Source organism: Actinophytocola sp. (assembly GCF_009379765.1).
In the GTDB taxonomy this organism is placed as follows: Bacteria; Actinomycetota; Actinomycetes; order Mycobacteriales; family Pseudonocardiaceae; genus Actinophytocola.
Genome location: NZ_WHTD01000166.1, coordinates 1 through 18,885, shown reverse-complemented (window position 1 = coordinate 18,885; position 18,885 = coordinate 1). Strand labels below are relative to the sequence as shown.

The window sequence follows — 18,885 nt, the reverse complement described above, 5'->3', positions numbered from 1 at the left end:
TACCATGCGCCGAGCCGGTCGCGGTCGCCCGCGGACATGCCACGCGCGTCGGCCAGCGCACGCAGCACGGCCGTGCCGCCGCGGATGTTCGCGGCCGGGTCGGTCCGAAGCTCCGACCCAGGTAGCCCGGTGAGCGTCGCGGCCTGCTCCAGCGTGTGCCTCGACGGGTTGCTCACCAGGTGCATCACGCCGAAGCCGTTGTCTTGGCTGGGTTCCCGTCGTGCCTGTTGAGCCGCGTCTCGCCGTAGCCGACCGCGACGATGAGGTCGCGGGGCACGTCGAACTCCGCCGCCGCGTCCGTGGACCGCGGCGTCCACAGTGGACTGTGCGGCCGTCGCGGGGAGTGCGCCGGCCACGGCCGCGCCGACCAGGGCCGTGGCGATGCCGAGGCGTGCCGCCTTACGCATCACGGAACCCCCCGACCTCGGCGAGCATCTCGTAGGCCTTGCCCTCGGCCTGGTCGTAGCGCTCCGGGCAGCACGAGCGCTGCACCGTCTGCGCCAGCAGGCCCGCGGTCAGGTCCGGGTACAGCGGCTCGTTGTGGATGGCCTGGGCGAAGAACTGCGTCGCCGCGTAGGTGACGTCCATGATCTGCTCCGGCGTGCCCCAGCCCTGGCTCGGCCGCTGCTGGAAGACGCCGAGCGAGTCGGCGTCGCCGCACGGCAGGTTGTTCATGTGGGACTCGACCCAGGCCGGCCGCGGCGACCGCGCCGGCCAGCGCGATCGCCAGCCGTCGTGTTGGGGTGAATGGTGTCATCGCGAGTTCCTTTCCCTCGCACGCCCCGACGCCGCCAGGTCGTCGACCGGCGGCCGCGCGCGAAAGGTGCCTTCGTGCGTGACTGGTTGCAGGGATGGTTCACGAGCAGTGTCCGAATCGGTGCCAAACTGACGACTACCGACGAATGTCGGTGTGAAATTCACAGAACTGGTCCGGCCATCACTTTCGGACAGGTGGTCAGCTGATGCGTGTCCGCGCCGCCGGTGCCAGGCTGGGCCGTGCCCAACCCCGGAGGTCGGTATGCCGCTCGCCCATCCCAGTGACCACCGCCCGCACGCCCGCGGTGACGTGTCGGTCAACCCGATCTTCACCCGCGAGCCGGTCGAGATCCCGCGGCACCGGATGCCCGCGGGCGAGCTCGACCCGGACACCGCCTACCAGGTCGTGCACGACGAGCTCATGCTCGACGGCAACGCGCGGCTCAACCTCGCCACGTTCGTCACCACCTGGATGGAGCCCCAGGCCCGCACGCTCATGGCCGAGTGCTTCGACAAGAACATGATCGACAAGGACGAGTACCCGCGCACCGCCGAGCTCGAGCAGCGCTGCGTGCACATGCTCGCCGAGCTCTGGCACGCGCCGGAGGCCGCGCGGCCGACGGGCTGTTCCACCACCGGGTCCAGCGAGGCGTGCATGCTCGCCGGCCTCGCGATGAAGCGCCGCTGGCAACACGGCGGTGGCGGTCAGGGCCGGCCCAACATCGTCATGGGCGTCGACGTCCAGGTCTGCTGGGAGAAGTTCGCCGACTACTGGGAGGTCGAGGCCCGCCTCGTGCCCATGGCGGGCGACCGGTTCCACCTCACCGCCGAGGAGGCCGTGAAGTACTGCGACGAGAACACCATCGGCGTCGTCGCGGTCCTCGGCTCGACGTTCGACGGGAGCTACGAGCCCGTTGCGGAGATCTGCGCGGCCCTGGACCGGCTCCAGGAGGACGACGGCTGGGACATCCCGGTCCACGTGGACGGCGCGTCCGGCGCGATGATCGCCCCGTTCTGCGACCCCGACCTCGTCTGGGACTTCCGCCTCGATCGGGTCTGCTCGATCAACACCTCCGGCCACAAGTACGGGCTCGTCTACCCGGGCGTCGGCTGGGTGGTCTGGCGCGACGCGGCGGTGCTGCCCGAGGACCTGGTGTTCAGGGTGAACTACCTCGGCGGCGACATGCCCACGTTCGCGCTGAACTTCTCCCGGCCCGGCGCGCAGGTCGCCGCCCAGTACTACACGTTCCTGCGGCTGGGTTTCGCCGGCTTCGAGCGGGTGCAGTCCTACAGCCGCGAGGTCGCCACCGGCCTCGCCGGGCGTATCGCGAAGCTCGGTCCGTTCCGGCTGCTGACCGACGGTCGCGAGCTCCCGGTCTTCGCGTTCACCGTGGCCGACGGCGAGCCGTTCTCGGTCTTCGACGTCTCCGCGGCATTGCGTGAGCGCGGCTGGCTCGTGCCGGCCTACACGTTCCCGGCCGGCCGCGAGGATCTGGCCGTGCTCCGGATCGTCGTGCGCACGGGCTTCACCCACGACCTGGCCGACCTGCTGATCGACGACCTCACGGCGTGCCTGCCGCGGCTGCGGGAACAGTCCGGGCCCGCCCGCGGCAACGAGGCGGCGTCCTTCAGCCACGGCGCCGCCAAGTAGTCGCCGGGTAATTCGGTTGCGACCGCAGAAGCCCTCTGCTCTGCTGTCGGCGTACAGGCAGTCAACCGAGGAGCGTGCAATGCGCGGGGCGTTCAGGTCCACCCCAGTGGTCACCGACGCCTACCGCAAGGACCGCACGCTTCATGAGTACGTTGAACCTGGGCATTCTCGCCCACGTTGACGCAGGAAAGACAAGCCTGACCGAGCGGCTGCTCCATGCGGCCGGCGCCATCGACGAGATCGGCAGCGTCGACGCCGGCAGCACCCGGACCGACTCCCTCGCCCTGGAACGCCAACGCGGCATCACGATCAAGTCCGCCGTGGTGTCGTTCGTCGTCAACGGGGTCACCGTCAACCTCATCGACACGCCCGGCCACCCCGACTTCATCGCGGAGGTGGAGCGGGTCCTGAGCGTGCTCGACGGGGCCGTGCTGGTGATCTCGGCGGTCGAAGGCGTGCAGGCGCAGACCCGGGTGCTGATGCGCACCCTGCGGCGGCTGCGGATCCCGACGCTGATCTTCGTCAACAAGATCGACCGGGCCGGCGCGCACCGCGATGAGGTGCTGGCGGCCATCGGCGCGAAGCTCGCACCGGCGATGATCCCGATGGGGTCGGTCGACCGGCTCGGCACCCTTGACGCCCGCGCCACGCCGTTCACCGCGGCCGACCCGCGGTTCACCGCCGCGCTGGGCGAGCTGCTGGCCGAGGGGAGCGACGCCTTCCTGGTCGAGTACCTCGACGAGACCGTGTCCTACGACGGGCTCCGCAAGGAGTTGGCCGCGCAGACCCGGCGGGCGCTGGTGCACCCGGTCTACTTCGGCTCGGCGATCACCGGGGCCGGGGTGGACCCGCTGATCGAGGGCATCACCGAGCTCCTGCCCACCGACGAGTCCGATGTGGACGGTCCGGCGGCCGGCACGGTGTTCAAGGTGGACCGTGGCCCGGCGGGGGAGAAGATCGCCTACGTGCGCATGTTCGCCGGCGCCGTGCGGACCCGCGACCGCTTGGCGCTGCACGGCGCCGAGGCCAAAGTCACCGCGATCAGCGTGTTCGACCGCGGCACCACCGTGCGCACCGACTCGGTCGGCGCGGGGCGGATCGGCCTGCTGTGGGGTCTCGGCGAGGTGCGGATCGGTGACGCGATCGGCGTTCCGCGCGCGGCGGGGGAGCACCACTTCGCCCCGCCGACGCTGGAGACGATCGTGGTCCCGCTGCGGGCGGCCGACAAGGGCCGGCTGCACGTCGCGCTGGCGCAGCTCGCCGAGCAGGACCCGCTGATCGACCTGCGCCAGGACGAGATCCGGCAGGAGACCAGCGTGTCGCTCTACGGCGAGGTGCAGAAGGAGGTCATCCAGGCGACGCTGGCCGACGAGTTCGGCGTCGACGTGACCTTCCGCGAGACCACCACGATCTGCATCGAGCGGCCGGTCGGCACCGGTGCGGCGGTCGAGCTGATCGGCAAGGAGCCCAACCCGTTTCTCGCCACGGTCGGCCTGCGGGTCGAGCCGGCCCCGGTCGGCGGCGGCGTGGAGTTCCGGCTCGGGGTGGAGCTCGGGTCGATGCCGTTCGCGTTCTTCAAGGCGGTCGAGGAGACCGTGACGGAGGCGCTGCGGCAGGGGATCCACGGCTGGGAGGTCACCGACCTCGTGGTCACGATGACGCACTCCGGCTACTGGGCGCGGCAGAGCCACGCGCACGGCACGTTCGACAAGAGCATGTCGAGCACCGCCGGCGACTTCCGGAACCTCACGCCGCTCGTCCTCATGGACGCGCTGCGCCGGGCCGGCACCCGGGTGGACGAGCCGATGCACCGGTTCCGGCTGGAGATCCCGGCCGACACGCTCGGCGCGGTGCTGCCCGCGCTGGGCCGGCTGCGGGCGGTGCCGCACACGCAGTCCGCGCACGGACCGGGTTACCTGTTGGCGGGCGATGTCCCCGCGGCCGAGGTGCACCGGCTGCAGCAGCAGATGACGGGCCTGACCCGCGGCGAGGGCGTGCTGGAGAGCGCGTTCGACCACCACCAGCCGGTGACCGGAACGGTGCCGAGCCGGTCGCGGACCGACAACAACCCGCTCAACCGGCAGGAGTACCTGCTGCGGGTCGTGCGACGGGTCGCCGGAGCAGGTGACGGGTGATGGCGAGCACGCTGAGCGCGGCCACCAGCACGCACACGCCCGGCCAGCCGAACACGGTGTGGGCGCGGGTTCCGAGCCAGGAACCCGCGCTGCCGCCGAGGTAGGCGCACGTCATGTACGCGGTGTTGAGCCGGCTGCGCACCTCGGGGCGCAGCGCGAAGATCCGCACCTGGTTGGCCACCATGCCCGACTGCATGGCGACGTCGAGCAGCAGCGTGCCCAGCACGAGCGCGGTGAGGCCGGCCGCGCCGCCGAGGCCGCCGAGCGCCAGCACGCCGGCCGAGCCGAGGACGGCGAGCATGCAGACGAGGTTCACCGGGTCCGGGCCGCGGCGGTCGATCTGCCGGCCGGCGATCGGGGTGGCGATCATGGTCGCCGCGTTGACGAACGCGAGCGCGCCGACCGCCTGCGCGCCCAGGCCGTAGGCCGGGCCGGTGATCAGCAGGGCGACGGCGGTCCAGACCGCGGTGAACGCGGCGAAGATCGTCGCCTGGTAGAAGCTCGAGCGGCGCAGCTCGGGCTCGTCGCGCAGCAGCGTCAGCGTCTCGGCCACCAGCGCCGGGTAGCGCTGCCGCGACGGCGGGGTCGTGGTCGGCAGGGTGAATGCCAGGACCGTCGCGATGACCAGGGCCGCGCCCGCCGCGATCAGGTAGGGCGCGCGCCAGCTGAGCCACTCGCCGACGGTGCCGCCGAACGCGCGGGAGAGCAGCATGCCGCCGATCGACCCGGCGAGCATTGTTCCGGTGACCGCACCGCGCCGGTCCTCGCCCACGAGGCCGGCCGCCATCGGCGCGATGACCGGCGCGACCACGGTCGTCACGCCGACGAGCACGCTCGCGCCGGCCAACGGCGGCAAGCCGGGCGCGAACCCGGCGGCGAGCAGGCACAGGCCGGTGAGGCCGAGGAGCGTGACGATCAGCGGGCGGTGCGGGAACCGGTCGCCGAGCGGCACGAGCAGGAAGATGCCCACCGCGTAGCCGAGCTGCGCCGCGGTGACCACGAGTGCGGCGGCGTCGGGCGGCACGTCGAGGCCGGACGCGATCAGCGGGCTGATCGCCTGGGGGAAGTAGATGTTGCCGACGGCCACGCCACACGCGAGGGCCAGGAGCACGATCACCCGGCGCGGGACCTCGGCTGGCACGGGGTGACACCTTCGCCGGTCGGCGGTTCGGATCGCAAATCGTTTACCGCTGATCTTGACGCCCGGGTGACATGGTGGTCTCATCATTCCGAAACTTATTCACGTTCGTCTCGTGGCCACTCGGGAGGCCGTGATGACCCTGCTCCGACGTTCATTGGTGGCGGCGGCAGTCGCCGTCACCCTGACCTCAGCCGGCGTGCTGACCGCCGGCGCCGCGCCGTCCGATCCGGCGGCGGCCGCACTGCCGACCGCCGCGGTCGCCCTCGGGGACAGCTTCATCAGCGGTGAGGGCGGCGGGAGCTACTCCGCCGTCACCGACATCAACGGGGTGTCGCAAGGCTTCCCGGGCTGGTCGGCAGCCAACGACAACGCCTACTTCTGCCACCGCTCGCCGAACACGTCGCTGTTCCAGGCGGACCTGGCGGGCATCCAGGACCGGGTCAACCTCGCCTGCTCGGGCGGGCAGCCGCACGACATCACCAACGCCTCGGCGAGCAGGGAGAAGGGCCGAACCGTGGCCGCCCAGCTCGACCAGCTGCGCTCGGTCGCGCAGACCCACGACATCGACCTCGTGCTGGTGGGCCTCGGCTCGAACAACAGCTCGTTCACCTTCGGCGACGCGGCATCGGTGTGTGCCAACAGGTTCATCGCGGACGCGTGGACCGGCTGGTGGGAGTTCTGGGCCTACCTCGGCGGCGACGTGCCGCAGGAACCGTGCAACATCTCCGACCTCGCCACCGACGCCGAGCTGGCCGCGGCGACCACGGAGACGACCACGGCCCTGCGTGCGTTGCTGACCACCTTGGACCAGGTCGACGCCGACGGGCAGCACCGGATCGTATTCCAGGACTACACGAACCCGCTGCCGCAGGACTACGCGCAGCGCTACCACGAGGAGGACAACCGGGCCGACGACCGGGACAAGTTCCGCGCACTCGGTGCCGAGCGGTACGCGGCGGGCTGCCCGGCGCACCGGGCGAGCCTCGCCGCCGGTCACCTGTTCTCCCAGGGCCTCGGCCGGATCGTGCAGTCGGCGCACTCGACGCTGTCGGCGGAGTTCCCGGGGGCCGACCTCGTGTACCTGAACGTGCAGGGGGCGTTCAACGGTGCGCGGCTGTGCGAGCAGGACGGCAGCCCCGCCAACGCGCTGGCGACCCCGATCCGGTTGCAGGACGGCCCGAGCGGCGTGTTCGTGGACAGCCTGTCCGGCCGGGACAAGATCGCCATCCAGCGGATCGCGAACACCTGCGTCACGTACTTCCAGACCTGCCAGGAGTCGTGGCACCCCAACGCATCCGGCTACCAGGTGCTGGGGCGCTGCCTGGCCGGGGCCGCGTCGACCGCGAGCCGGTCGGTGTCGTGCGTGCGCCAGGGCGACGGGTCCGTGACCGTCGGGTGAGGACCGGCTGTCGGACCGCCCGGATGACGGCGCGGCCGGGCGGTCCGACAGCTCCACTCAGCGTTCGTGCGTGGCGAGCCAGGCGACATAGGGCGTGTCTCGTGGGTCTTGGTCGATGGGATTCGTGATCCAGATGGCTCCTGGCTAGGCGGCGGAAGGTCGCTCATACCGGGTTGTATTCGGGCCTTTCGACAACGCGGCCAGGGGGCATCTGGGCGCGAATACCACGATCCAAGATCCGCGAGACATGGCCTGGTCCGGCACGCCGCGCACGACGTACTCGGGTTCGTAGTCGATGTCCGCGCGGAACCCCGACAGGCGTACTCTTCGCCAGCCGCAGGCGGCGACGGTGAGGAAAGTTCTCACCTCACCCAAGTGACGTTAGGAAGCAACGCGGTCGGGCGCCAGCGACCAGAAGGGTCATTTCAGACACGCCGCGGCATGCGGAGCGTTACCTTCCCGGTTGCCGGGGCAACTTTCGGGAGTGGGAAACACGTCGATCACGAAGTATGGTCTAGACGTACTTTCGGTTGGCCCACATGGCGAGGGGGCGCGGTGGACGACGCTGCCATCGATCCGGAGAGCGACCTGGTCGACCTCACCGGCGTATCGCTCGAGCACCTTCCATCGCTGGGCGACGCACCGCTGGCCCACTCGATCCGCCGAATTCTCAGTGAGAGCCGGGACGAGAGCCCGTCCGTGGTTTCCGGTCATGAGTCGAGCATCTGACTCAGCACCTGTCCCGATCGCCGAGTACGTGCTGAAGGTCGCGAGCCGATGCAATCTCGCCTGTGACTACTGCTACGTCTATACGATGGCCGACCAGAGCTGGCGGTCACGACCGGTGCTGATCACCCCGGACACCGTGCTCCGGGCCGCCCGGCGGATCGCGGAACACGCCGCGACGCACCGGCAGCCGGTGGTGAAGGTCGTGCTGCACGGCGGAGAACCGTTGCTCGCGGGCCGGGACCTGCTCGACCACGTGGCGTCGACGGTTCGCCGGGAGCTACCCGACACCACGTCGGTGGATCTGCGGATACAGACCAACGGTGTACTGCTGGACGAGTCGTTCCTGGGAACGTTCGCGACCCACGGAGTCAAGGTCGGCATCAGCCTCGACGGCACCGAGGCACAACACGACGAGCACCGGGTCGGACCCGCCGGCCGGGGCAGTCACGCCGACACCGCACGGGCCATTCGGCTGCTGACCCGGCCGGAGTACCGCGCCCACTACGCCGGCCTGCTGTGCGTGATCGACATCGACCACCATCCGGTCGAGGCGTACGAGGCGCTGCTGGAGTTCGAACCGCCGGTCGTGGATTTCCTTCTCCCGCACGGGAACTGGTCGGCACCGCCCCCCGGGCGGGTGGCCGGCGACCCGCGGACGCCGTACGCGGACTGGCTGATCGCGGTGTTCGACCGGTGGTACGACGCGCCCCGGCAGGAGACCGCGGTGCGGTTGTTCCAGGAGGTCATCAACCTGCTGCTCGGCGGCCGCAGCCGCAGCGAACAGGTCGGCGCGGGTCCGGTCGCGTACCTGGTGATCGACACCGACGGGTCCTACCAGCAGGACGACTCCTTGAAGTCAGTGCGGTCCGGCGAGCCGGAGACCGGCATGAACATCGTCGACCACACCGTGGACGAGGTGCTGCACCACCCGGACGTGCGCGCCCGGCAGCTCGGCATCGAGTCACTGGCAGCCGACTGCCGGCGCTGCCCGCTGGTCCGGGTGTGCGGCGGCGGTGACTACCCGCACCGCTTCCGCGCGGGGCAAGGTTTCCGGAACCCGTCGGTGTACTGCCCGGACCTGCAACGGCTCATCCGGCACGTGGCGGGCCGGGTGCGTGCCGACCTGTTCGCCGGAGCCGGCCGTTGACGACGAACCACGTCCTGCCGCCTGGGATCGTCGGTTCGATCAGTGGTGCCGGTGACCGGTCGGAGATCGAGCTGCTCCGGGCCGGGCAGGTGAGCAGGCGGATGGTCCAGCTCCGTGCCATCCACGACCTGGTCGAGCGGGACGCGCCGGAGGACGGGCGCATCTCGGGGTTCCGGGAGAGTTTCGCGGCGCTGGCCTCCGCGCAGCGACAGGATCCCCTGGCGGTCGCCGACCTGCTCAGCGGCCCGCAGGCCGGCGCGTGGGCGGCGGCGTGCCTGCGCGGGCTCGCGCACCCGGACTCGCCGACCCCGCTGTGGATACACCTGGCGCATCTGGGTTCCATCGCCGCGGCGGCCGCGCTCCGGACCGGTGCGGGCGACGTCGACGTGTGGGTGCCGGTGCGGTCCGGCACCGTGTCCTTGCCCTCGCTCGGCCGCGCCACGACCGGTCACGCGCGGCCGTGGGCACTGGCCCGTTGCGAGCTGGGGAACCCGGTGCTGCTCGACGGTTCGCCGCCGCGGGACTGGCAGCCGGTCCGTCTACTCAGGACGGATGCGGATGCGGTGTCGGTCCCGGTGGACGAACTCGATCCGTACTGGAGCTGCTTCGGGCTGCCGGTGAGCCCGCGGCTCACCGACGCGGAGCTGGACCGGTGGCGGCGGCAGCTCGACGCCGCGTGGGCGATCCTCGCCGAGCGTCACCACGACCGGATGGACACGGTGGCCGCGGCGGTCCGGTGCCTGGTGCCGATCCGCCGCGCCGGCCGGGTCGGCGGGATGAGCGCCAGCTCCGGGGACGCGCCGGGCGCCGTTGCGCTGACCGAGCAGGTCGGGCCGGACCGGCTCGCCGTGACGCTTCTCCACGAGGTGCAGCACTTCCGGCTCGGCGCGTTGCACGATCTCGCGCCCTTGTATCGCCCGCGAGCGACCGAGTTGTTGCACTCGCCGTGGCGCAACGACTCCCGACCCGCTCAGCGGGATCTTGCACGGAACCTACGCTTTCCTTGGTGTGGCGGACTTCTGGAGCCGGGAGTGGCCGGCCGCGGGCCGCGGCGCGGAGCTGACGTACGCGCGGACCGTGCGCCAGCTGCACGTCGGCCTCGACATCCTGCGGGAGTCGACCGACCTCACCCCGACCGGGTCGGCGTTGGTCCCCGCGTTGGGCGCGGAGATCAGCCGGTTGCCGGTGACCGGGCTCGCCGCCGACATCCGCAGGCTCGCCGACGACCTCGTCGCGCACCACCGGGCACTGTGGAGACTTCGTCAGGTCGAACCCGACCCCGCGGAGGTCGCGGCGCTCGCGGACGACTGGCTGCGCGGCGGGCCCGTCGGGTCGTTCGCGGCTCCGGACGACCGCGCCACCACGACAACCGCTCCGGGAGGGGACAGCCCGCTGTTCCGGCTCGCCACGGCATGGGTCGAGAACCCCGACGCCGTACGCGCCGCGGCGGCGGACCCGATCGCGTTCGACGCCCGGTACCCCGACGCGGACCCTCTCGACGCACCCCTTGTCGCCGGCGACTACGCCGAGGCGCAGACCACCCGCCTGGCCGGGTGCGCGCCGGACGAGAACGCCTGGGCATCCCTGTCCGTCGCGCACGGCAGGCTGTGCGGCGACCCGGCCCGATCACCGCTCGCCACCCGGCCGGAGCTCGTGCGGGCGGCGTGGCCGCAGGTCGCCGAACTCACCGGCGCGGCGACGAACCCACTGGCGGAGCTGGTGTCCCGCTACGTCGCCGGAACCTCCACATCGGACTCCATGCGCCGGTAGACCCCGGCGTTCAAGGTCTCGGGGTGGTCGGTGCCGAGCTGGACGCTGAACTGGTCGAGCGTCTCCCTGCGCAACCTGTTGGCGTTGACCAGGTCGCCGATCTTCTCGAGGTCGAACGCGAGGTTGGCCGCGCACGCGAGGGTGTTGGGGTGATGCTCCCCGCGGACGCGCCGCGAACGCTCGAGGGTCTGCTCGCCGAGCGCCCTGGCCTCCTCGACCCGCCCGTCCGCCGCGAGCCCGTTGGCCTTGGTGTTGGCGGCGCACAGGGTGTGCGGGTGCTCGTCCCCGAGCGCGCCGACCAGCGCGGCAAGCGCCTCGTCGTTGAGCCGGCTCGCCTCGTCGTTCCTGTCGAGCAGTCGCAGCACGATGGCGACGTTGATCTGGCAGCCCAGGGTGAACGCGTGCGTCGGGCCGAGCACGTCGCGGTAGGCCTTGAGCGCGTCCTCCCCGTGCGTCAGCGCGGTCGAGATGTCCCCTGTCACGCGGTGGGCGTTGCTCAAGGTCACCATGGCCGACAGCGTGTGCTCGTGATGGCGGCCGAACTTGCGCCGGCAGGCCTCGTAGAGATCCTTGGTGTAGTCCAGCGCCTCGTTGTTGTGGCCGGCCTTGCGCAGCAGGATCGCCAGGTTCCGCCTCGCCACCAGCAGGTCGTTGTGGTTGGCCGGGAGCTTCTGCTCGTAGATGGGCATCTTCTCGCTGGCGAGTGCCAGACCGCGCTGGAACTGGCCGAGCCCGTAGAGGTCGCGCATGAGGGCGCTGTAGGAGAACAGCGTGCGGGGGTGGTCGGCGCCGTAGATGTCCTTGCGCAGCTCGATGTTGTGCTCGTCGAGCTCCAAGGCCCGCCGGAAGTCGCCGAGGATGCGGTAGTCGACGGCGAGGTTGCTCTGCGCCCGCAGGGTGGCCGGGTCCCGCTCGCCGAGTACCGCGCGGTGCCGCTGCAGGGTCTGCTCGTCGAGCTGGTGCGCGTCGTGCAGTGCGCCGGCCAGGCGCAGATCCGCGGCGAGGTTGCTCGCGGTGGCGAGGCTGTGCTCGTGGTCCGCGCCGAGCGACGAGCTCATCCGCTCCAGCGTGTCCTGGTTGAGGGAGCGGGCTTCCTCGTACCTGCCCAGCATGCGCAGCGAGTTGGCCAGGTGCCGGGCCGCGACGAGGGTCAGCTCGTCGTCCGGGCCGCACCGGGCCCGCCACGAGTCGACCGTCTCCTGACCGAGGTCGCGGCTGGTCGGGTAGTCGCCGATGGCGAAGTTGTAGCGGATCTGGTCGAGGACGACCCGGCGCACGTCCTGCTCCACCGAGAGGATCAGCCCGGCCGGGATGACGTGCGGGGCGATCTGCGCGTGCTGCGTCCAGGTGTCGGGGTCGTCGGGTATCCCCGGGTTGGCCGCGGCGAGCACGGCGTGGGCCGCCCGCTGGACCTCGTCACGCTTGTCGGTGGGGATGCTGTCCCGCAGCACCGCCCGGATGAGGCTGTGCACCCGGATGAAGTCACGACCCGCGTCGAGCTGGACCAGCGCGTAGCGCCCCAGGTCGCGCACGGCCCGCCGCAACAGGATGTCGTCGCGCAGCTCCGCGGTCGGTTGCGCGTTGCGGCCCCGCGCGAGCATGGGGATGGCGATCGGGTGCGAGCTCAGGAACGAGCACAGCTCGAGCAGGTACGCCGCGGCGGGGGAGGTCTCCTTGATGCTGTTGTGGGCGAACTCGAGTGCCGCGGCGACCGTGCGCGGATAGTTGGCCGGCATGCCCTCGTCGAGAATGACCCGCGGGCTGCTTTCCAACGCGCGCAGGTAGTCCGCCAGCGGCATCCCGGTCTGCTCGTGCACCGCGACCGCCTGCTCGAGCGCGAGCGGCAGGTGACCGAGCTCGTCGGCGAGGGTCAGCGCGCGCTCGTCGGTCAGGTCGGACCAACGCCTGCGCAGGAGCTCGATGCTTTCCTGCGGGGTGAAGACGTCGATCTCGATGGCGTTCGGCACCCCGGACCAGCTCCGGCTCCGCGAGGTCACCAGCACGTGGCCGGGGCCGCTGGGCAGGTAGCGTTGCACGACGGAGGGCTCCGGCGCGTTGTCGTAGATCAGCAGCCAGTTCTCGTGCGGGTTCCCGAGACGCAGCGCGTCCAGCACGCCGTCCACGATCTCCTGGACGTCGTCGCTCTCGCTCAGACCGAGCCGGCGGGCGAGCGAGGTCAGCGACCGGCGGATCGACTGCTCGTCGTCCGCCTGGATCCACCACACGAGCTCGTAGTCGAACTGGTTGCGGTAGGCGAACTCCACCGCGACCTGGCTCTTGCCGATCCCGCCGAGACCGTGCAGGGGCTGCGGCACGAGAGCCGACCGGGTGTGCCGGCCGAGCTCGTCGCGCAGCTGTTCGAGAAGGTCCACGCGACCGGTGAAGTTGTTGTTCCGCGGTGGCAGTCCGCCCCACACCTGAGGTGGGGCACTCTGCTCACGCACGGACCGGTCGCTCTTCACACCGGGCGACCTCACGTCGTCGCCTCCATCGATGTCGTCATCGGCTTCGAGACCTTCTCTTTGCTCGCCGATCGGCTGGTCCGGCGTGGTGGGCGGGGTGGCTTGCAGTGACCGGCACAGCTCGCGCACGCGCGCGGTGAGGCCTGACCGGAGCGCCAGGTCGTCGATCAGGCGGTGCAGCTCGACAAGGGCGTACTCCTCGAGATGGTGTCCGGTCATCTCGAGGAAGCTCAGCAGCGGGAACGGGTCCGGCTCGGTCCGCAGCCGGTCGTACACGTCGATCGCCGTGCCGGGGTCTGCCGGTATGAGCGAGCCGAATGAGCGGGACGCATCTTGCCGCAGCACCGCCGTGAGCATGTCGGGGGGCACCGGCCGCAGCAGAGTGCGCACGTGCTCGTCGAGCTCGTCGTCCATCACCGGCGGGAACAGTTCCTTGACCAACGCGTCGAGTCGACGCCATTGCGGTGACTCGTCGCCGACGAACTTCAGGACGCTCACGAATTGAGGCATCGCCCCGAGCTGAATACACGTGTCGACGATCGTCCAATTGTCATGAGAGCCGAGCGTGTTCGGGTCGAAAGCGGGGCCGTATTCCTCACGCAGCTGTTCGAGAACACGTTGGCGTCGATATGCATCCGCCAACGTCGACACCGCGTTCACCGCGTCCATCAGGCGTGCCTTGTCGCCGATGGACAGCCCCCGCCGGGGGACCGTGGTCGGTTCCCGCCGACCCGCTTCACGCGTCAACTCTCACCTCGCTCTTCGCGCGGCGCAGCCTACCGCCGCCGTGGGCCCGGGCCCGGGCGGTACTCGCGTGCGTCGCTCGTCAGTTCTCCGTCGTTACCTCCAAGACTAGGACCAGCCCGGCGACCAGCTCTATTCGAAACCATTGCGCCTGAGTTTCGGTCGAGCCGCCATCACCGGCCGTCAGGCGCCCACGGGGTCGGCGAGCTCCCCCATGGGTGAACCGAGGCAGACGTGACCTATGTAGACCGTGCCCTTGATCAGCGCGCGAATGGGCCGGAACCGCTCCGGCAGCAAACCGTGGAACCGGGTCGCGACGACGTCCTGGAACAGCTGCCGCGAGATCACGAGGACCAGCCGGCAGCCCGGGTCGGCGGCGAGTGCCGCCTTCGTCTGGCGCGCGTCGAGAAGCCGGCACGCGACGATCGGCGCCGTGCCCACCGGCCCGAACTGCCCCGCGGTCAGGGGACCGTGGTGCATTGCCACCCGAAGGCGCAAGTTCGCGTGCGGGCGCGAGTCCGACGGCAGCCGGTCGAGGGCGTGCGCGAGGTGGTGGATGAAGCGCGCCATCACCCAGGCCACGTCGACGTGTCCGGGTAGCACGGCCAACTCACCGTCGCCGCGAGGCTGGCGGTACCAGTCCTCGCGGTCGAGTCCTGCCGCCGAGGCCGCCTCGTCCAGCACCTGGGCGAGCAGTACCTGCGCCGCCGCCTGTTCGAGGACGCCGAGCTTGCTGAACGCCTCGATGTCGACCGCTATGACCAGCCCGTAGAGGAGTTCACCGGTTCGCAGGAATCCGCCGCTTCCGCTCACGACCTCCAGTGTCGTCGTGCCGATGCGGACCCGACCACGGATGGACTGTAGTTGACGCAAGTTGGCGTCAAGCATTGTTCGGTCCAGCTGGGCCTGACACAATCTGACACCATCTGACATGCGCGAGCCGGGGGCGTGACGATGGCGCAGGGGGTGGCCAGGCCGGAAGGTCTTCCGCCGGGGCCGATGCGCGATCTGGTACACGCCTTGCACGAGCTCTACCGGGACGCGGGCATGCCGAGCATGCGTTCGGTCAGCAACGCGATCCGGCGGCGGAACGACCTGCCCGCGACGGTGAGCCATGAGACGGTCGGGCAACTGCTCCGTGGCGACGGGGTACCCGGCTGGGCGAAGGTCCATTCCGTCGTCCACCATCTCGCCGGTATCGCGGTCCACCGTCCGGACATCGACGCCACGGTCGAGCGATTCCATCAGCTGTGGCTGGCGGTCGGTGACACGCCGGCGCCGTCCACCGCGCCGCTCCCGGCGGAGCCCGCGAACCCACCCGTCGCACCCGTCGCCACGACCGAGGTCGCGGATCTCGACGGCGACATTCCCCCGCGGAATGTGCGGTTCGTGGGTCGGGACCGCTTGATCCACGCCATTCACGAGATGCAGCGGACCGGCGCGCCGATCGTGACGCTCAGCGGGATCGGTGGCGTGGGGAAGACCGAGATCGCGCTCGAGTACGTGCACCGCCATCGCGACGACTACGACCTCGTCTGGTGGATTCCGGCGGAGCATCCGTCACAGTTGCGGGCATCGCTCGCCGAGCTGGGATCCCGGCTGAACCTCCCGGGCAGCGAGGCGATGCAACACCCGCCCAAGCAGGTTCTGGACGCGCTGCGGAAGAGCTCGCTGCGCTGGCTGCTCGTGCTCGACGACGCAGGCGGGCCGCGGTCGCTCCCGCCGCTGAACGATCTCGGCGCGGGCCGGGTACTCCTCACCTCACGGGATCCCGACTGGACGCATCGAGGGTCCTACATCGAGGTCGGTGTGTTCGAACGCGCCGAGAGTGTGCGGCTGCTGCAGGAACGCGCCGACATCGACGACGCCGACGCGGGCCGGCTCGCCGACCGGCTGGGCGACCTGCCGCTCGCCGTCGAGCAGGTCGCGACCTGGCATCTGGCCACCGGTGTCCCGGTCGCCGGCTACCTCGACGACCTCGACAAGCAGATGCCGACGATCCTGTCGGACGAGCGGTCCAGGGTCGCGCACTACCCGGCGACCGTGATCGGCTTCCTGCACGTCGCCTTCGAGCGGCTCGCCGAGGCGGCCCCGGCCGCCGCGCAGCTGCTGGAGCTCTTCGCCTGGGTGAGCGCGGAGCCCCTGTCGCTGACCCTGCTGCGCAGCGGTCGGCAAGGCGCGGTGTCCGCACCGCTGCGGGATGCGCTGCGCCACGCGCCGACGCTGAACTCTGCGGTACGCCAGCTGCGCCGGCACGGTCTGGTCACCGTGATCGGCGACGCCCCGGTGCGCATCCAGGTGCATCGCGTCTTCCAACAGGTGCTCAAGGACTGGCTCGGCGAGACCAGGCTGGCCCGCGGCCGGGCGAACGTCCAGGCGATTCTCGCCGCGGCGAACCCCGGCGAGCCGGACGACTCGCGGTTCTGGGGCCACTACGCCGAAGTCGGCCCGCACGTCGATGCGGCGGACCTGGCGACCGCCGGTGAGTTCGAGGCGCGTCGGGTCGCTCTCGACCAGGTGCGCTACCTGTACCGCATCGGCCACTACACGAACAGCCGGGCGCTGGCCATGCGACTGGCCGCCGCGGACACCCGGGGCAGCCGGTCGGAGGCCGATCACCACGTCTTCGTGCTCGCCAGGCATCACCTGGGCAACGCGTCGCGGATGCTGGGGGACTACGCGGCGGCGAGCCGGGTGACCCGTGAGGCGCTCGAGTACCTCGGGGACCACCCGGAGTTCGGGCCGCAGTTCGAGTACATCGCCGACCTGGACAAGAACAGAGCGGTCGACCTGAGGATCGCCGGCGCGTACACCAACGCGTTGACCGTCGACGAGGCGAGCCTGCATCGCCAGCTGCGCAACGACGTCGACGACCAGGACAAGGTGCGCACGATCCGCAACAACATCGCCGTCAGCCTCCGGCTGCTCGGCCGGTTCGGCGAGGCACACGACACCGACCAGGAGATCGTGGCCCAGTGGGCGGACGCGCGCGGCGCGCGGGACCCGCGGACGCTGTTCGCCAGGAGCAACCTCGCGCGGGACCTGTACGGGCTCGGGCGCTACGCCGACGCGTTGACCGAGGTCCGCGCGCTCCTCCCGGTCTACCGGGACGTGGTGGGCCCGCACCACCACGGCGTGCTGCTGGCCGCGCGAACCGAGGTGATGGCATCGCGGAAGCTGGGGGACCACGCGAGCGCGTTGCGGCTGGCCGAACAGAACCGGCGCGACCTCACCATCTGGCTCGGGCCGAGCCACGAGTACCCGCTCGCCGCCGGCATCTCGTTGAGCAACGCGCGGCTCGCCACGGGAGACCTCGGGACGGCGACGGTCGAGACGCGCCAGCTCTACGACGACTGTGAGCGGTTGTTCGGCGCGGAACACCCGATGACGCTGGCCGTCCTGGTCAACTTCGCCTCCGTCCACCGCGCCCTCGGCGACGTGCACGGCGCTCGCCGGCGCGACGAGCTGGCGACCGGCGAGCTGCGCCGCGTCCTCGGCGAGAACCATCCCTACACCTTGTGCGCCAACCACAACCTCGCCGTCGATCTCGCGCTGCTCGGGCAGGCGGCGCGGGCCTCGACCGAGGCCGAGTCGGTGCTCACCCGGTCCCGGGCCACCCGCGGCGACACCCATCCGGACACGCTCGCCGCGGCGGTCAACGTCGCCTTGGTGGGGTCGGACCAGAAGGGCCTGGACGACGCGCTCGCCGCGTGGGAGAGCGGCCTCGGCGGCGAGCACCCGGAAGCGCTCGCCGCGCGGGCCGGCCGGTGGGTTCCGTGCGACATCGAGCCGCCGCCGACCTGAGGGTCAGCAGTCGCCGGTGTAGCGGCAGGCCACCACCGACGGGCGTTCGACGGGTTCGTCCTTGTCGATGGACCACGCCAGGCGCAGGTACTGGGCATGGGTCCACGCGAGCGGGGTCGCCGATGCCGTCCACCTGCAGCTAGCCGGTCTGCACCACGTTGCCGGGACCGACCGTGCCGCACCGCCAGTCCATCCGGTGGTCGGGCCAGGTCGGTCCAGCCGTCGCTCGTTCCCGGACACCCCGACGACGTCGCGGCGAAGCCGTGGCCAGCCGCCAGGGCACTCACCGCGGCGGCGTCCGACGCGACGAGAACGGCGCCGGACGTGGCGTTGCCGTCATTGCCCTCGCGCGACAGCGCCGGGTCGTACACGTAGACCCGCAGCCGGTCGTGACCGGTGGAAGAGCTTCATCGAGCGCGTGAGCGCCGCGCGGAGCCGGTGTCCGACCTGACGTTTCGCCAGACGGCACGCGGCGGCGGCTGGAGCGCGACGCTGACATACGTGACCGATCCGCGCCGGGCGAGCGTGCTCGACGACATCGACCTCGAGGCAGACACCGACCACTGCAGGTCGAGGGTGTGTGACATGCTGAGCGATTTGGCACGTGCGGATCGGCGCTCTGAAGTCGATTTTCACCACGTGCACCGGAGACGGTAGCAGTTGACCGCTTACTCTTTCAGAAGCATCCGGTCGAGCAACCCAGTCGAGTGCGCGGTGAACGCTACTACGTCGATGATCAGCATGCGCAGACCTATCAACGAGATCAAGGCGGGAAGGGGCGGCGTTGGGCTGTGGAGGATCCAGGTGAGGGCCGCAGCTGGCAGGAGGGCGCCGGCGCTGGAGCTCAATGATCGCAGCACGGATGAGCGTGCTGCGGACTTGATTCCGTTCCAGAGCAGTAGCAGGACGATGACCCCAATGATGGTGAGCGTCGTGCGGCTGGTGTCGGCCTTGATCAGCACCTCGGAGACATCGGGGTCGACAATGCCCAGTGCGGTGATCGTGCCTAGCCTGGGTCTTTCATGCGGATGTGGGCGACACGGGCTGCAAATGAGGCGAAGTGCCTGTCCTGTAAGGGAAACTGGGACTTGTATGGAGTCCAGGTTGCCGAACGGGAAGGCACTTCGCGGGTGAAGCGTAGCAAGGG

At 70.7% G+C, this 18,885-nt stretch carries 13 protein-coding genes and 2 pseudogenes; 9 read left to right on the top strand and 6 right to left on the bottom strand.

Features of this window, described 5'->3' with window-relative positions:
• Window positions 1-399: 399 nt before the first annotated feature.
• Complete coding sequence (locus GEV28_RS34865; protein WP_291417348.1) at window positions 400-675, bottom strand: hypothetical protein; 276 nt, start codon at window positions 673-675, stop codon at window positions 400-402.
• 343 nt (window positions 676-1,018) lie between these two features.
• Here GEV28_RS34865 and GEV28_RS34860 point away from each other — a divergent pair, with 343 nt between their 5' ends.
• Complete coding sequence (locus GEV28_RS34860) at window positions 1,019-2,407, top strand: glutamate decarboxylase (protein ID WP_291417346.1); 1,389 nt, start codon at window positions 1,019-1,021, stop codon at window positions 2,405-2,407.
• A gap of 143 nt (window positions 2,408-2,550) precedes the next feature.
• The gene (locus GEV28_RS34855) at window positions 2,551-4,542 is read left to right on the top strand and encodes a TetM/TetW/TetO/TetS family tetracycline resistance ribosomal protection protein (protein WP_291417344.1); all 1,992 of its coding nucleotides are present in this window, start codon (window positions 2,551-2,553) and stop codon (window positions 4,540-4,542) included.
• On the opposite strand, the gene GEV28_RS34850 is transcribed toward GEV28_RS34855, so the two are convergent.
• Window positions 4,481-5,683 (bottom strand): MFS transporter, encoded by a 1,203-nt coding sequence (locus tag GEV28_RS34850; RefSeq protein WP_291417342.1) that lies wholly within the window; start codon window positions 5,681-5,683, stop codon window positions 4,481-4,483. The genes GEV28_RS34855 and GEV28_RS34850 overlap by 62 nt on opposite strands.
• A gap of 112 nt (window positions 5,684-5,795) precedes the next feature.
• Here GEV28_RS34850 and GEV28_RS34845 point away from each other — a divergent pair, with 112 nt between their 5' ends.
• The 5 genes and pseudogenes from GEV28_RS34845 (at window position 5,796) to GEV28_RS34825 (ending at window position 10,728) form a co-directional block, all read left to right on the top strand.
• Window positions 5,796-7,082: a hypothetical protein gene (locus tag GEV28_RS34845; RefSeq protein WP_291417340.1), complete on the top strand. Its 1,287-nt coding sequence runs from the start codon at window positions 5,796-5,798 to the stop codon at window positions 7,080-7,082.
• Window positions 7,083-7,637: 555 nt separating this feature from the next.
• Window positions 7,638-7,811, top strand: coding sequence for an FxSxx-COOH cyclophane-containing RiPP peptide (fxsA, locus tag GEV28_RS34840; protein WP_291417338.1), 174 nt, complete (start codon window positions 7,638-7,640; stop codon window positions 7,809-7,811).
• Entirely contained in the window at window positions 7,795-8,958 is a 1,164-nt protein-coding gene (locus GEV28_RS34835) for an FxsB family cyclophane-forming radical SAM/SPASM peptide maturase (RefSeq protein ID WP_291417335.1), read from the top strand. Before fxsA ends, GEV28_RS34835 begins: the two co-directional genes overlap by 17 nt.
• Before the next feature lie 101 nt (window positions 8,959-9,059).
• Window positions 9,060-9,872 (top strand): annotated as a pseudogene (locus GEV28_RS42775) (HEXXH motif-containing putative peptide modification protein); the annotation flags it as partial.
• A 67-nt stretch (window positions 9,873-9,939) separates the two neighbouring features.
• Window positions 9,940-10,728 (top strand): hypothetical protein, encoded by a 789-nt coding sequence (locus GEV28_RS34825; RefSeq protein ID WP_367115257.1) that lies wholly within the window; start codon window positions 9,940-9,942, stop codon window positions 10,726-10,728.
• Here GEV28_RS34825 and fxsT (GEV28_RS34820) read toward each other — a convergent pair.
• Both fxsT (GEV28_RS34820) and GEV28_RS34815 read right to left on the bottom strand, forming a co-directional pair.
• The gene (gene fxsT / locus GEV28_RS34820) at window positions 10,686-13,859 is read right to left on the bottom strand and encodes an FxSxx-COOH system tetratricopeptide repeat protein (protein ID WP_291417350.1); all 3,174 of its coding nucleotides are present in this window, start codon (window positions 13,857-13,859) and stop codon (window positions 10,686-10,688) included. The genes GEV28_RS34825 and fxsT (GEV28_RS34820) overlap by 43 nt on opposite strands.
• A 258-nt stretch (window positions 13,860-14,117) precedes the next feature.
• On the bottom strand, window positions 14,118-14,747 hold the full coding sequence (locus GEV28_RS34815) for a hypothetical protein (protein WP_291417332.1): 630 nt from the start codon (window positions 14,745-14,747) through the stop codon (window positions 14,118-14,120).
• Between the two features lie 186 nt (window positions 14,748-14,933).
• Between GEV28_RS34815 and fxsT (GEV28_RS34810) the strand changes: the two genes are divergently transcribed.
• Window positions 14,934-17,738: an FxSxx-COOH system tetratricopeptide repeat protein gene (fxsT, locus tag GEV28_RS34810; protein WP_291417330.1), complete on the top strand. Its 2,805-nt coding sequence runs from the start codon at window positions 14,934-14,936 to the stop codon at window positions 17,736-17,738.
• Between the two features lie 212 nt (window positions 17,739-17,950).
• On the opposite strand, the pseudogene GEV28_RS42770 reads toward fxsT (GEV28_RS34810), so the two are convergent.
• A pseudogene (locus GEV28_RS42770) lies at window positions 17,951-18,121 on the bottom strand (hypothetical protein); the annotation flags it as partial.
• A gap of 55 nt (window positions 18,122-18,176) precedes the next feature.
• On the opposite strand from GEV28_RS42770, the gene GEV28_RS34805 reads away from it, so the two are divergent.
• Complete coding sequence (locus tag GEV28_RS34805) at window positions 18,177-18,395, top strand: hypothetical protein (protein WP_291417328.1); 219 nt, start codon at window positions 18,177-18,179, stop codon at window positions 18,393-18,395.
• An 11-nt stretch (window positions 18,396-18,406) separates the two neighbouring features.
• Here GEV28_RS34805 and GEV28_RS34800 read toward each other — a convergent pair.
• The coding region (locus GEV28_RS34800) for a hypothetical protein (protein WP_291417326.1) at window positions 18,407-18,885 on the bottom strand (479 nt) is incomplete at its 5' end.

Coding starts and splice junctions, on each gene's coding strand:
- fxsT (WP_291417330.1), top strand. CDS start 14,934: ATGCGCGATCTGGTACACGCCTTGCACGAGCTCTACCGGGACGCGGGC.
- GEV28_RS34860 (WP_291417346.1), top strand. CDS start 1,019: ATGCCGCTCGCCCATCCCAGTGACCACCGCCCGCACGCCCGCGGTGAC.
- GEV28_RS34855 (WP_291417344.1), top strand. CDS start 2,551: ATGAGTACGTTGAACCTGGGCATTCTCGCCCACGTTGACGCAGGAAAG.
- GEV28_RS34835 (WP_291417335.1), top strand. CDS start 7,795: ATGAGTCGAGCATCTGACTCAGCACCTGTCCCGATCGCCGAGTACGTG.
- GEV28_RS34865 (WP_291417348.1), bottom strand. CDS start 675: ATGAACAACCTGCCGTGCGGCGACGCCGACTCGCTCGGCGTCTTCCAG.
- fxsT (WP_291417350.1), bottom strand. CDS start 13,859: ATGGACGCGGTGAACGCGGTGTCGACGTTGGCGGATGCATATCGACGC.